The 14,091-nt window shown below is 68.2% G+C and carries 12 protein-coding genes; 3 read left to right on the forward strand and 9 right to left on the reverse strand.

Annotation, left to right across the window (positions count from 1 at the left end; genetic code table 11):
* Positions 1 to 36 precede the first annotated feature (36 nt).
* Positions 37 to 1,647: an ABC transporter substrate-binding protein gene (locus tag FSY98_RS01440; protein ID WP_144873153.1), complete on the reverse strand. Its 1,611-nt coding sequence runs from the start codon at positions 1,645 to 1,647 to the stop codon at positions 37 to 39.
* 168 nt (positions 1,648 to 1,815) lie between these two features.
* On the opposite strand from FSY98_RS01440, the gene valS reads away from it, so the two are divergent.
* Both valS and FSY98_RS01450 read left to right on the forward strand, forming a co-directional pair.
* Complete coding sequence (valS, locus tag FSY98_RS01445) at positions 1,816 to 4,422, forward strand: valine--tRNA ligase (protein ID WP_144873156.1); 2,607 nt, start codon at positions 1,816 to 1,818, stop codon at positions 4,420 to 4,422.
* Entirely contained in the window at positions 4,422 to 4,637 is a 216-nt protein-coding gene (locus FSY98_RS01450; RefSeq protein WP_144873159.1) for a hypothetical protein, read from the forward strand. Before valS ends, FSY98_RS01450 begins: the two co-directional genes overlap by 1 nt.
* A gap of 80 nt (positions 4,638 to 4,717) precedes the next feature.
* On the opposite strand, the gene FSY98_RS01455 is transcribed toward FSY98_RS01450, so the two are convergent.
* Both FSY98_RS01455 and FSY98_RS01460 read right to left on the reverse strand, forming a co-directional pair.
* Complete coding sequence (locus tag FSY98_RS01455) at positions 4,718 to 4,936, reverse strand: hypothetical protein (RefSeq protein ID WP_144873161.1); 219 nt, start codon at positions 4,934 to 4,936, stop codon at positions 4,718 to 4,720.
* On the reverse strand, positions 4,933 to 5,529 hold the full coding sequence (locus FSY98_RS01460; RefSeq protein ID WP_144873163.1) for a helix-turn-helix domain-containing protein: 597 nt from the start codon (positions 5,527 to 5,529) through the stop codon (positions 4,933 to 4,935). The genes FSY98_RS01455 and FSY98_RS01460 overlap by 4 nt, the downstream gene beginning before the upstream one ends.
* Positions 5,530 to 5,657: 128 nt before the next feature.
* On the opposite strand from FSY98_RS01460, the gene FSY98_RS01465 reads away from it, so the two are divergent.
* Positions 5,658 to 7,706, forward strand: coding sequence for a M3 family metallopeptidase (locus tag FSY98_RS01465; protein ID WP_144873165.1), 2,049 nt, complete (start codon positions 5,658 to 5,660; stop codon positions 7,704 to 7,706).
* 88 nt (positions 7,707 to 7,794) lie between these two features.
* On the opposite strand, the gene FSY98_RS01470 is transcribed toward FSY98_RS01465, so the two are convergent.
* The 6 genes from FSY98_RS01470 to FSY98_RS01495 form a co-directional block, all read right to left on the reverse strand.
* On the reverse strand, positions 7,795 to 8,325 hold the full coding sequence (locus tag FSY98_RS01470) for an NUDIX domain-containing protein (protein ID WP_186307517.1): 531 nt from the start codon (positions 8,323 to 8,325) through the stop codon (positions 7,795 to 7,797).
* 2 nt (positions 8,326 to 8,327) lie between these two features.
* A complete protein-coding gene (gene clpX / locus FSY98_RS01475; RefSeq protein WP_144873169.1) occupies positions 8,328 to 9,596 on the reverse strand; it encodes an ATP-dependent Clp protease ATP-binding subunit ClpX in 1,269 nt (422 codons plus the stop codon).
* 232 nt (positions 9,597 to 9,828) lie between these two features.
* Entirely contained in the window at positions 9,829 to 10,680 is an 852-nt protein-coding gene (locus tag FSY98_RS01480; RefSeq protein WP_144873171.1) for an aldehyde dehydrogenase family protein, read from the reverse strand.
* Complete coding sequence (locus FSY98_RS01485; protein ID WP_144873173.1) at positions 10,677 to 12,119, reverse strand: aldehyde dehydrogenase family protein; 1,443 nt, start codon at positions 12,117 to 12,119, stop codon at positions 10,677 to 10,679. Before FSY98_RS01485 ends, FSY98_RS01480 begins: the two co-directional genes overlap by 4 nt.
* A 9-nt stretch (positions 12,120 to 12,128) precedes the next feature.
* Complete coding sequence (deoC, locus tag FSY98_RS01490; RefSeq protein WP_144873176.1) at positions 12,129 to 13,130, reverse strand: deoxyribose-phosphate aldolase; 1,002 nt, start codon at positions 13,128 to 13,130, stop codon at positions 12,129 to 12,131.
* Positions 13,127 to 14,062 carry a sugar-binding transcriptional regulator gene (locus FSY98_RS01495; RefSeq protein ID WP_260857208.1) on the reverse strand — a complete coding sequence of 312 codons (936 nt, stop codon included), beginning with the start codon at positions 14,060 to 14,062 and terminating at the stop codon, positions 13,127 to 13,129. Before FSY98_RS01495 ends, deoC begins: the two co-directional genes overlap by 4 nt.
* Between the last annotated feature and the right edge of the window lie 29 nt (positions 14,063 to 14,091).

The raw sequence follows: 14,091 nt of genomic DNA on the forward strand, positions 1-14,091 counted from the left end.
TTCGTCGTGCTCCGCTCGCTCAGCGACCGACCCAGCTCAGTCGACGCTCACATCGTAGAACAGGGGCCGCCCGTACAGGTCGTACTCCAGGCCGCTGACCCGGTCGCCGACTGCGGTGATCGCGGAGGGGACGTACAGCGGCACGATCGCCTGGTGGTTCGCGTTCCAGTTCTGCAACTGCATGTACAGCGTGTCGCGCTGGCCCTGATCGCTCGTCGCGACGGCCTGCTCGAGCAGGGAGTCGACCTCGGGGTCCGACACCTGGGAGGCGTTCTGGAAGCCGTCGGTGTGCAGATGGTTGCGCAGCAGATCGGGGTCGACGCCCGAGAAGCCCCAGTCCGTGAGGTCGAAGGTCTTGGGCCCGTACTGCTCGTTGTAGGCGCCGGGCTCGAGGACCTCGCGCACGACGTCGATGCCGATCGCCTTCAGGTCGGACTGGATCGCGTTGGCGAGAGCCGCGCGGTCGTCGGGAACGGGCGTATAGGCGATCCAGCGCACCGAGAGGGGCTGGCCGTCCTTCATGCGGATGCCGTCGGCGTCGCGCTCGGTCCATCCAGCTTGGTCGAGCAGAGCGTTCGCCGCCCCGGGATTGTAGAGCGAGCTGTTCTCCAGCGCCGCGTCATAGCCGGGCGTGGTCGGGCCGAGGATACTCCAGGCGCGCGGGAACTGGCCGAAGAAGATCTCCTCGACAGCGGCATCGATGTCGATACCCCAGGCGAATGCCTGGCGCACCCTCTGGTCGGCGAACACGCCGTACTTCTCGTTCAGGTACAGCGAGTACGGGAGACCGGGGTATTCGACGGAGTCGACCGTGACGTCACCGCCCAGGTCACCCGCGAGGTTCGGCGGGATGTTGCTCGCGATGTCGGCCTCGCCGCTCTGCACCACACCGGTGCGCACCGACGCCTCGGGCTGGATCTCGACGCGCAGCGTCTCGACCCCCGGTGCCTTCTCGCCGTGCGGACCCCAGGCATAGTCGTCGTTGCGGGTGTACACGATCTCCTGGTCGGGGGTGTACTCCGCGAGCTCGTAGGGCCCGGTGCCGACGGTGATCCCGGGGCCGCCCGCCTTGAGCTGTCCGGCCGACTCCTGCAGGACCGCCGGCGAGTAGAACCCGAGCTGCGGAGTGCTGGCTGCCTGCAGGAACGGGGCGTACGGCTGGGTGAACGACACCTTCACGGTGTGCTCGTCGACGACCTCGGTGCCGTCGTAGAAGTCGGCTCCGAGCATGCTCGCGGCCTGTGCCGACTCGGTCTCGGGATCGACGATGCGGTCGAAGTTCGCTTTGACCGCCTCGGCGTCGAAGGGCTCGCCGTCGGTGAACGTCACGTCGTCGCGCAGGACGAAGGTGTATTCGGTGCTGTCGGGAGACACCGTCCATTCCTTCGCGAGCCACGGCGTGAACGAGCCGTCCTCCTCCTGGAACACGAGGGAGTCGAGCACGGCGCGCTGCACCATTCCCGAGACGTCGAGCTGGCTCACTTGCGGGTCCATGTGGCCGGCGGCGAGGTTCGCTCCCTCGATCGACCAGACCAGCTCTCCTCCATCGGAGCCGGACGAGCCGGCGGAGCAGGCGCTGAGCGCGAGTGCGGCCACGGCGCTGAGCGCCACGAGGGGAAGGACGCGACGTGCGGGGTGTGCGGGCATGACTGTTCCTCGGAAGAGCGGGTCGGGATACTGCAAGTCTATGGCGGATTCTTGGACTCGGTCGATGTGTGCGCCGGGCGCCCGTGCGACCGCGGTCGGTACACTGGACCCACACCCACACTCAGGCACGCTCACACAGTGCCGCATACATCGCTCGAGGAGACCTCCATGTCCGAGTCCGCACCGTCTCAGATCCCTGACAAGCCCGTGCTCGAAGGCCTCGAAGCGAAGTGGGGTGACACGTGGTCGGAGCAGGGCACGTACCTGTTCGACCGCATCCGCGCCGCGCAGTCCGGCCGCGAGGGCGTCTTCTCGATCGACACTCCCCCGCCGACGGCCTCAGGCAGCCTGCACATCGGTCACGTGTTCTCGTACACCCACACCGACGTCAAGGCTCGCTACGAGCGCATGCGCGGCAAGACCGTGTTCTACCCGATGGGCTGGGACGACAACGGCCTGCCCACCGAGCGTCGCGTGCAGAACTACTACGGCGTGCGCTGCGACCCGTCACTCCCCTACGACGCCGACTTCACTCCCCCGTTCGAGGGAGGCGACAACAAGTCGAGCCGCGCCGCCGACCAGGTGCCCATCAGCCGCCGTAACTTCATCGAGCTGTGCGAGCGCCTGACCGTCGAGGACGAGAAGCAGTTCGAGGCGCTGTTCCGTCAGCTCGGCCTCAGCGTCGACTGGACCCAGACGTACCGCACGATCTCCGACGACACGATCCGTCAGAGCCAGCTCGCATTCCTCCGCAACCTGGAGCGCGGCGAGGCCTATCAGTCCCTCGCGCCCACGCTGTGGGACATCGACTTCCGCTCGGCGATCGCGCAGGCGGAGCTCGAGGACCGCGACCAGCAGGCCGCGTACCACACGATCGACTTCCCCTTCGCGGACGGCTCCGGCTCGATCACGATCGAGACCACCCGTCCTGAGCTGCTCCCCGCGTGCATCGCGATCGTGACGCACCCGGAGGGCCCGCACAAGCACCTGATCGGCACGAAGGTGCGGACGCCGTTCTTCGGCGCGGAGATCGAGATCCACGGCCACCACCTCGCCCAGCCCGACAAGGGCACCGGCGCCGCGATGGTCTGCACCTTCGGCGACGTGACCGACATCATCTGGTGGCGCGAGCTGCGCACGGCCGACGGACGCGACCTTCCCAACATGACGACGATCGGTCTCGACGGACGCTTCCTCCCGACCGCCCCGTCGATCGTCGCGAATGCGGAGGCCGCCGACTGGTACGCCGCCGAACTCGCCGGCAAGACCGTGTTCTCCGCGCGCAAGGCGATCGTCGAGAAGCTGCAGGAGACCGGCGACATGACCGCCGTCGGCAAGCCGTTCACGCACGCGGTGAAGTTCTTCGAGAAGGGTGACCGCCCGCTCGAGATCGTCTCGACGCGTCAGTGGTACATCCGCAACGGTGCTCGCGACGCCGAACTCCGCGACGAGCTGCTCGCCCATGGCACTGAGCTGTCGTGGCACCCCGACTTCATGCGCGTGCGCTACGAGAACTGGGTCGGCGGCCTCACCGGCGACTGGCTCGTGTCGCGCCAGCGCTTCTTCGGCGTGCCGATCCCGCTGTGGTACGGCCTCGATGAGAACGGCGAACGCGACTATGACCGGGTGCTCACGCCCGATCACGCCGCGCTGCCGATCGACCCGACCACCGACGTGCCGGCCGGCTACTCCGAGGACCAGCGCGGCGTTCCCGGAGGGTTCGAGGCCGAGGCCGACATCCTCGACACCTGGGCCACGTCGTCCCTGACGCCGCAGCTCGCCGGAGGATGGCAGCGCGACGAGGAGCTGTGGTCACTCACGGCGCCGTTCGACCTGCGCCCCCAGGGGCAGGACATCATCCGCACCTGGCTGTTCTCGACCATGCTGCGCTCGACCCTCGAGGACGCGCGCTCGCCGTGGCGCAACGCCGCGATCTCGGGGTTCATCGTCGACCCCGACCGCAAGAAGATGTCGAAGTCCAAGGGCAACGTGGTGACCCCGGCCGACATCCTCGACGCCCACGGATCGGATGCCGTGCGCTACTGGGCCGCGTCCAGTCGCCTCGGCATGGACGCGGCGTTCGACCCGCAGAACCCCACGCAGGTGAAGATCGGGCGCCGCCTGGCCATCAAGGTACTCAACGCGGCGAAGTTCGTGCTGTCCTTCCCCGTGCCGGAGGGCGCACAGGTGACGCACGCACTCGACGCGTCGATGCTGACGGCTCTCGACGCCGTGGTGGTCGAGGCGACCAAGGCGTTCGACAACTACGACCAGGCCAAGGCGCTCGAGGTCACCGAGGCCTTCTTCTGGACCTTCTGCGACGACTACCTCGAACTCGTCAAGGAGCGCGCCTACAACCAGGCCGATGTGGGACAGGCCTCGGCGGCGCTCGCGCTGCGTCTCGCCCTGTCGACGCTGCTGCGCCTGCTGGCGCCCGTCATCTCGTTCGCGACCGAAGAAGTGTGGTCGTGGTTCGAGGAGGGCTCCGTGCACACGGCCGCATGGCCGGAGCCGCTGCATATCGAGGGCGACACCGCGGTTCTCTCCGCTGCCAGCGAGGCGCTCATCGGCATCCGTCGGGCGAAGACCGAGGCGAAGGCCTCGCAGAAGACGCCGGTGTCTCGTGCCGAGATCGCGGCGCCCGCTGCGAAGCTCGACGCGCTCCGCGCCGCCGCAGACGATCTGCGAGCCGTGGGGCGGATCGCCGAACTCGAGTTCACCGATGCGGCGGACTTCGCCGTGACGATCGAGCTGGCACCGGTAGAGGGGCCGTGATGCAGCTGGGCACCCGCTGGTCCACCGGCTCGGAGCCACCGGCGTCCGTCCCCTCGGCGCTCCGTCCCGCGATCGCAGAGGTGGAGTCGCGGGGGCTCACCGGTCACTGGACGCTGACCTGGCTCGAAGGACGGGCGATCGCCGAGCTCGACGCCGGCTGGGAGGTCGTGCAGACGGCATCCGGCGACATCGTCGCGCGCCCGTTCGACGACTGACCCGCAGCCCGAAATGGCCCGCGCCACCCGCGGGTCGTCGAGCGCGCTCAACGGACGACACGCGCCGCCCCACCCGTGACTCAGCTCCCCGGCACACCCATCTGCGCCAGCAGGTGCTCGACGGCGCGAGAGTCGTGCCGGTGCGTCTGCCGCTGGTGCAGCAGGTCGAGCGCGATCTCTCGACGCTCCGCACGAGCCGCGATGCGGTGTTCGACGAGCGCCGTGAGGTGCCGGGCAAAAGTGAGGATGCGGCGCTCGACGACGGTCGGAGCCGAGAGGTGCAGGGCCGCGCTGGTCATGATTTCTCCGTTCGTGCGTCGGCGGGCAGGTCGAAGAGCTCCGTGCGGAGCGTCACGCGCCGCACATCCGGCCCCGACTGACCCTGGTATCGGTCGACTATCCGGTCGACGACGGCCGTCAACTCGGTCTTGAGTTCACTCATCTGCTCGGCCGTGAGGTCGAGGTAGGTCGTCATGATGACGCCGGCGTCTCTCCACTCCTCGGGAACGCCGATGTCGGAGCGATTGAGGTAGGCCATGAGGGTCTCATGCCGCAGCCGGAAGAACTCCGCCGTCACGATCTGAGCCGACGCGCGATTCGAGGGGGTCATCGAGTCGTCGGGACCCGGAAGGTCGATCCGTCCTTTCGGGCGCTCCCACCATCGTTCCCGCGCCGTGCCACGACCTTCCACCTCACGGATGAGATCGTGCGCGGCAAGCGCTCGGAGGTGATAGCTCATCGACCCGGAGGTCTCTCCGACGAGTGCGGCAAGGGTGCTCGCTGTCTGCGGTCCGCGCTCGCTGAGGAGGTCGAAGATGCGCACCCGGAGGGGATGCGCCAGCGCTTTGAGCGCGCCGGCATCCAGACTGCGGGTCTCTCGCTGCGTGGCCATAGTGCAAAGATAGCTTTGCAACACATTCTTTGCAAGCCTTTCTTTGCAATAGATCTCCCGCAAAACGGTGGGCCTGCTGGGGCGGCCCGCCGCCCGTGGCCGTGGGGCACGATGGCTAGGCTCAGGGGATGACCGAGGCCACGAACCCGCTGCTGCAGCCGTCGACACTCCCGTATGGACTCCCCGACTACGCCCGCATCCGGCCGGAGCACTATCTGCCGGCCTTCCGCGCCGCGTTCGACGACCATCGCCGGGAGATCTCCCGCATCACGATGGTCCGCTCGATGCCGACGTTCGAGAACACGGTCGAGGCACTCGAGCGGTCGGGCGAGCTGCTCGATCGCGTATCGCACGCGTTCTACACGGTGAGCTCGGCGGATGCGACGCCCGAGATCCAGGCCGTCGACGAGCAGCTCGCTCCGTTGATGTCGGCGCACCACGACGCCGTGACGCTCGACAGCGCCCTCTATTGGCGCGTGCAGCAGGTCCACTCGCAGCTCGACGAGCTCGACCTCGAGCCGGAGCAGCGGTACCTCGTGGATCGCCTCCACCGTGAGATGACGCACGCCGGTGCAGCGCTCGACGACGAAGCGAAGGCGAGGCTGACTCTTCTCAACCAGCAGCTGTCGACGCTCAGCAACACCTTCGAACGCAACCTGCTGAACGACACCAACGACCTGGCCGTGGTGTTCGAGAGCGCCGACGAGCTCGCCGGACTCGGCGCAGGCGAGCTGTCCGCCGCAGCGCGCTCCGCGGCAGATCGTGAACTCGACGGCTACCTCGTCTCACTTCCCCTCTTCACGGGGCACCCCTACTTGGCACAGCTCCAGAACCGTGATTCACGTCGACGCATCATGGACGCCTCTCGCAGCAGAGCCTCGCGGAGCAACGCGAACGACAATCGTCCCGTGCTCGTCGAGATCGCCCGGCTTCGCGCCGAGCGAGCGGCGCTGCTCGGCTATGCCTCGCATGCGGCGTACGTCACGGCCGACGAGACGGCCGGCACACCGGAAGCCGTGGAGCGGATGGTGCGCGAGCTCGCCGCCCCGTCGGCCCGCAACGCAACGACGGAACGCGATGCGCTCCAGGCGATCGTCGACGAACTCGAGCCCCAGCCCTTCCCTGTCGAGGCCCACGACTGGGCGTTCTACACCGAGAAGGTGCGCGCGGCGCGGTACGACATCGACACCGCCGCACTGCGGCCGTGGTTCGAGGCCGAGCGGGTGCTGCAGGACGGCGTGTTCTACGCCGCCACCCGGCTGTACGGCGTGACGTTCGCGGAACGTGCCGACCTGGTGGCGTATCACCCCGGCGCACGCGTGTTCGAAGTGCGAGATGCCGACGGCTCGGAGCTCGGGCTCTACGTGCTCGACCTGTACACGCGCGACTCGAAGCGGGGCGGCGCATGGATGAACCCCATCGTGAGTCAGTCACGACTCCGGGGCACGCGCCCGGTCGTCGTGAACAACCTCAACGTGCCGCAGCCGGCAGACGGCGAGCCGACACTGCTCACGCTCGACGAGGTCACCACGCTCTTCCACGAGTTCGGTCACGCCCTGCACGGGCTGTTCGCGGTGGTCACCTACCCGCACTTCGCCGGGACCAACGTGTTCCGCGACTTCGTGGAGTTCCCCAGCCAGGTGAACGAGATGTGGATCCTCTGGCCCGAGGTGCTCGACAACTATGCCCGCCATCACGTCACGGGAGAGCCGCTGGATGCGGCGATCGTCGAGCGCCTGCGCTCCGCCGAGACGTTCGATCAGGGACACGCGACGAGCGAGTACCTCGCCGCCGCGTGGCTCGACCAGGCCTGGCATCGGATCGGTCCGGACGAGAGTGTGACCGACGCGGCGGCATTCGAGGCATCCGCCCTCTCCGACATCGGTCTCGACGACCCCGCCGTACCCACCCGCTATTCGTCCGCCTATTTCGCGCACGTGTTCTCCGGCGGATACAGCGCCGGGTACTACTCGTACATCTGGAGCGAGGTGCTCGACGCCGACACTGTCGACTGGTTCCGGGAGAACGGCGGTCTCAGCCGAGAGAACGGCGACCGATTCCGACAGCGGCTGCTGGGCGTCGGTGGGTCGAAGGATCCACTCGACGCGTACCGGGACTTCCGGGGGCGGGATGCCGAGATCGCGCCGCTGCTGAAGCGCCGCGGCCTGGACGTGTGAGCGGAACGACCCATCCGTCCGCCCTCCGAGTGACGGCCAGCGGTGATCTCCCGCGCCTCGATGTCGCGCGGCTGGCGGCTGAGGGACCTCAGCCGTTCAGGTACTCCCTGGCCTTGAACCACGTCAGTTGGTGGTAGCTCTGCCGCAGCTGGGCGCCCACGGTCTCCATCGGCAGGATCTGCACGGCGATCGTCTCGTTCTCATCGGGTTCCGGTTCGCCGACCACTCGGCATCCGCGCGCGAGGAAGTGGTGCACCCGATTCGTGTGGCTGCCGAAGTTCGCCCAGGTCGCTCCGAGGTCGACGATCTCGGCGGCGGCGTAGCCGGTCTCTTCACGGAGCTCCCGAGCTGCCGCAGCGGCTGGGGCCTCCCCGACGGCGACTCCGCCCCCGATCGTGCCCAGCGCCACCACGCCGGCACCGTGCCGGTACTCGTCCACCACGATCGCTCCCCCGCTCTCGTGGAGCGCGAGGACGGAGACCCAATCGGCGTACTCGAGCACATAGTAGGGCGAGATCGAACGGCCGTCGGTCGCAAGACAGTCATCGGCGCGGAGGTGGATCCACTGATCCTCGACGAGCACGCGCCGGGACACGACCTCCCACGGCTCGGGTCGCACGGTCAGGCGCTCTTGCGCTTGCGCTCCATCACGATGGTGGGAGGTGCGCCCTCGTCGACCGCCGCGCGCGTGACGATGACCTTGGCGACGTCTTCGGCAGACGGGATCTCGAACATGATCGGTCCGAGGACGTCTTCGAGGATGGCTCGGAGACCGCGGGCGCCGGTCTTGCGCTCGACCGCGAGGTCGGCGATCGACCGGAGCGCGTCGTCCTCGAACTCCAGCTCCACGCCATCGAGCTCGAACATCCGCTGATACTGCTTGACCAGTGCGTTGCGAGGCCCGGTGAGAATGTCGATCAACGCATCCTGGTCGAGCGGCGACACGTTGGTGACGACCGGAAGACGACCGATGAACTCGGGGATCAGGCCGAACTTGTGCAGGTCCTCGGGCAGCACCTCGCTGAACAGATCGAGGTCCTTGCCCTTGTCATGCAGCGGGGCGCCGAAGCCGATGCCGTGCTTGCCGACGCGGGCCGACACGATGTCCTCGAGGCCGGCGAATGCCCCGGCGACGATGAACAGAACGTTCGAGGTGTCGATCTGCAGGAACTCCTGGTGCGGGTGCTTGCGGCCACCCTGCGGCGGGACGGAGGCGACGGTGCCCTCGATGATCTTGAGCAGCGCCTGCTGCACGCCCTCGCCCGAGACGTCGCGCGTGATCGACGGGTTCTCCGCTTTGCGCGCGATCTTGTCGACCTCGTCGATGTAGATGATGCCCTGCTCGGCGCGCTTGACGTCGTAGTCGGCGGCCTGGATGAGTTTGAGGAGGATGTTCTCGACGTCTTCGCCGACGTAACCCGCTTCGGTGAGCGCCGTCGCGTCAGCCACCGCGAACGGGACGTTCAGTCGCTTCGCGAGAGTCTGCGCGAGGTACGTCTTGCCGCAACCCGTCGGCCCGATGAGCAGGATGTTGCTCTTGGCGATCTCGACGCTCTCGGCCTTCTGCTCGGCCGGCTGCAGGGTGCCGTGCGCACGGATGCGCTTGTAGTGGTTGTAGACCGCGACGGCCAGGGCCTTCTTCGCCGGCTCCTGCCCGACGACGTACTCCTCGAGGAAGGAGAAGATCTCGCGGGGCTTGGGCAGCTCGAAATCGGCGGTCCCTTCGGCGGACGATTCCGCCATCCGCTCCTCGATGATCTCGTTGCACAGCTCGACGCATTCGTCGCAGATGTACACACCGGGGCCAGCGATGAGCTGCTGCACCTGCTTCTGGCTCTTTCCGCAGAACGAGCACTTGAACAGGTCAGCGCTTTCACCGATACGGGCCATGCGCGTCCTCCTCGAGGGATCCAGAGATCGTCTACTGAGCCTAACCGCTGCATCGGACACCGGGGCGTATTGGCGCGGTGTCCCGCGATCCCCGGCCTCTACGCAGCGTCCCCCGAACGCCGCCGACACGTGGGCGCCCCATCTGCGCGTCGACGCCCCATCGGAGACACATCCCTCAGATGGGGTGCGGACTCTCAGATGGGGCGTCGGCGGAGGCGCGGAGCGCGTCGGATCAGACCATGCTCTTCGTGTGCCAGACCGTCTTCACCTCGGTGAAGGCGGCGATGCGCTCGGGAGAGGCCGTCACAGCGCCGGGGGCGATGACGCGCTTGAGGGTCTCTGCGGCAGCCATCTGCATGTCGACCCAGTCGAGGTCGCCGGCACCGGCGAGGTCGAGAGCGTTGACATCCTGGTGCGATGCGAGCCACGGGGCGATCTCGGCCGGCGAACCGGTGAGCACGTTGACGACTCCGCCCGGTACGTCGCTTGTCGCGAGCACCTCGGCGAGGCTGATGGCGGAGAGCGGATGCCGCTCGCTCGCGATCACGACGACCGTGTTCCCGGCGACCAGCGCCGGTGCGACGACCGAGACGAGACCGAGCAGTGCGGAATCCTGCGGAGCGACGATCGCGACGACGCCCGTGGGCTCCGGCACCGAGATGTTGAAGTACGGCCCGGAGACGGGGTTCGCGTTGCCGGCGACCTGCGCGTACTTGTCGCACCAGCCCGCGTACCAGACCCAGAGATCGATCGCCTCGTCGACCTGAGCTGAAGCGGACGATGACGACACACCCTCCTGCGCGGAGATCTCGTCGATGAACTGGGCACGGCGACCCTCGAGCACCTCGGCGACGCGGTACAGCACCTGGCCGCGGTTGTACGCGGTGGCCCCGGACCAGCCCTTCACCGCCGCGCGGGCGGCGACGACGGCATCCCTCGCGTCCTTCCGCGACCCCTGGGCCGCGTTCGCGAGGAAGGCGCCCTTGGCCGACAGCACCTCGTAGGTGCGTCCGGATTCGCTGCGAGGGAAGGCGCCGCCGATGGCGAGCTTGTACGTCTTCGGAACGGTCAGTCGCTTGCTCATGCTGCGGCTCCCTTCAGGTACGCGGTGAGCCCCTGGCGTCCGCCTTCGCGGCCGTAGCCGGACTCCTTGTAGCCGCCGAACGGGCTCGACGGGTCGAATCGGTTGAACGTGTTGGCCCAGACGACGCCAGCGCGCAGGCGGTCGGCAACCGCGAGGATGCGCGAGCCCTTGTCCGACCAGATTCCGGCGGACAGGCCGTACGGCGTGTTGTTCGCCTTCGCGATCGCCTCTGCCGGAGTGCGGAATGTGAGCACCGAGAGGACCGGTCCGAAGACCTCGTCGCGGGCGATCCGGTGGGATGCCTCGACACCCGTGAAGATCGTCGGGGCGAACCAGAACCCCTTCTCGGGGATGGCGCAGTCCGCTGTCCACCGTTCTGCACCCTCCGCCTCGCCGATGTCGCTGAGTTCGCGGATGCGTGCGAGCTGGGCGGCCGAGTTGATCGCGCCGATGTCGGTGTTCTTGTCGAGCGGGTCTCCCAGGCGCAGGGTCGACAGGCGGTTCTTGAGCCGGTCGATCACCTCGTCATGGATCGACTCCTGCACGAGCAGACGGCTGCCGGCGCAGCACACGTGCCCCTGGTTGAAGAAGATGCCGTTGACGATGCCCTCGACCGCCTGGTCGATGGGGGCGTCGTCGAACACGATGTTCGCGGCCTTGCCGCCGAGCTCGAGCGTGAGCCTCTTGTTCGTGCCGGCGACGGCTCGGGCGATATCGCGCCCGACGCCCGTCGACCCGGTGAACGCGACCTTGTCGACGTCGGGGTGGCGCACGAGCGCCGCACCCGTGGGGCCTGCGCCGGTCACGATGTTGACGACGCCGGCGGGGAGATCGGCCTGCTGCAGGATCTCGGCGAAGATCAGCGCCGTGAGCGGCGTCGTCTCGGCGGGCTTGAGCACGACCGTGTTGCCGGCCGCGAGGGCCGGGGCGAGCTTCCACGCGAGCATGAGCAGCGGAAAGTTCCACGGGATGACCTGCCCGGCCACGCCGAGCGCGCGAGGGTTCGCACCGAGGCCCGCGTAGTCGAGCTTGTCGGCCCAGCCCGCGTAGTAGAAGAACCAGGACGCGACGAGTGGAACGTCGACGTCGCGGCTCTCCTTGATCGGCTTGCCGTTGTCGAGACTCTCCGCCACCGCGAGCTCGCGGGCGCGCTCCTGCACGAGGCGTGCGATGCGGAACAGGTACTTGCCCCGGTCCCGGCCGCTCATGCGCGACCATGTCCTGTCGTAGGCGCGACGGGCGGCGGCGACCGCCCTGTCGATGTCCTCGTCGGTGGCCGTGGCGATCTCCGCGATGCGGGTCTCGTCGGCCGGAGAGATCGTGGTGAAGCTCGCGCCGGAGCCGTCGACGAACTCGCCGTCGATGAACAGCCCGTAGCTGTCCTTGAGGTTCAGCACGGCCTTCGACTCCGGCGCCGGAGCGTATTCCAGGAATGACATATCTCGTCCTCAGTCGATCGTGACGTAGTCGGGGCCGGAGTAGTGGCCGGTGGTGAGCTTCTGTCGCTGCAGCAGCACGTCGTTGAGCAGGCTCGATGCGCCGAATCGGAACAGGTGCGGCTGCAGCCACTCCTCCCCCACGGTCTCGGCCACGGTGACGAGGTACTTCACCGCGTCCTTCGAGGCACGGATGCCGCCGGCCGGCTTCACGCCGATGCGCTCCCCCGTGCCGCGATACCAGTCGCGCACCGTCTCGAGCATGAGCAGCGTCGTCGGCAGCGTCGCGGCCGGCTGCACCTTTCCGGTGGACGTCTTGATGAAGTCGCCCCCGGCGAGGATGCCGAGCCACGAGGCTCGTTTGATGTTGTCGTAGGTGTTCAGCTCGCCCGTCTCGAGGATGACCTTGAGCGACGCGTACGAGCCGTCGTCGCGACGGCAGGCTTCCTTGACCTGTGCGATCTGGTCGAAGACGAGACCGTAGCGGCCGGAGAGGAACGCCCCGCGGTCGATGACCATGTCGATCTCGTCGGCGCCGGCGGCCACCGCTTCGGCGGTGTCGGCGAGCTTGATGGCGAGCGATGAGCGTCCGCTCGGGAAAGCGGTGGCGACGGCCGCGACCGAGATCAGTCCGTCGTCGGGGTCGCCGTGCAGCGCACCGAGCGCCTCGACCGCGTCCGGGACCATGTCGCCGTAGACGCAGACCGCGGCGACCCGGGGCGTGCTCGGGTCGGCGGCATCCGGGTTCTTCGCCTTCGCGACCAGCGAGCGGACCTTGCCCGCGGTGTCCGCGCCTTCCAGCGTGGTGAGGTCGATGAGCTTGATGATCGTGTCGAGCGCCCACGCCTTCGAGGTCGTCTTGATAGATCGGGTGCCGAGCCCCGCGGCGCGCTGCTCGAGTCCGACGGCATCGACGCCGGGGAGTCCGTGCAGGAAGCGACGGAGGGTCGCGTCGTCGGGCTCACCGCCGAGTACGTCCACCGCCGTTCTGCGGCTGAGTTCTTGGGTCGTCATCGTTCCTCCAACAATGCTCGTGCTGTGGTCTCGTCTGTCACCAGGACGCCGCACAGGCCGTTGGCCACGACCGTGCGTGCGATGTCGTGCTTGGCCGCGCCCGCGGTGACGAAGATGGCTCGCTCCGCGCCTCGCAGCCGCGCGAGGTCGACGCCGACCGTGCGCGAGTCCAGCTGCGGGTCGACGATGTTGCCGTCGGCGTCGATGTATCGTCCGAGCAGGTCTCCCACGGCACCGCGACGCGCGAGTTCCTCGACGTCGGATGCCGTCAGGTAGCCGTTCTCCACGTGCGCCGACGTCGCGTCGCACGGGCCGGCGGTGAAGAGGAACGCCTGCGCCTGGCCCGCTTCTTCGAGCACGGCCGCGACGGTGCGGTCGGACTCGATGGCCTGCTTTGTCTCGACCCTCTCGAGGATCGCCGGGCTCGGCAGCAGCGACACGTGCCCCGAGGCGCGCTGGGCGATCGTCACGGCCAGGCCCGCTGCACCGCCCGAGCGGCGGTTGAGGCTGACGCCGCCGTTGAGCTGGATGACGGTGACCCCGGTGGCCCACCCGTCGGGCAGGGCTTCGGCCACCGCTCGCAGGGTGCGCCCCCAACTGACCCCCAGAGTGCGGGGCACCGGGCGCATGGCGCTGAGGTAGTCGGCGGCGGCCTGCGCTACGCGCTCCAGGGTGCCGTCGTCGCCGTCCGGCGCCGGAACCACCACGGCGGCGGTCAGTCCGTACTGCTCGACGAGCTGGCGCTCGAGTCCGAGCCGCCTGGCGCGAGGGTGGATGATCTCGATGCGGACGATGTCCCGCTCTCGGGCCTGAGTGAGCAGACGCCCGACCTTCCAGCGGGAGAGCTTGAGGAGGGCGCCGATCTCGTCCTGCGTCTTGTCCTCGTCGTAGTACAACTCGGCGACCCGGACCATCGTCACATCGTCTTCCACGGCATCCTCCTTCCCTCCCCAGGGTACGA

The sequence above is a fragment of the Microbacterium sp. 1.5R genome, from assembly GCF_007667425.1.
GTDB lineage: Bacteria > Actinomycetota > Actinomycetes > Actinomycetales > Microbacteriaceae > Microbacterium.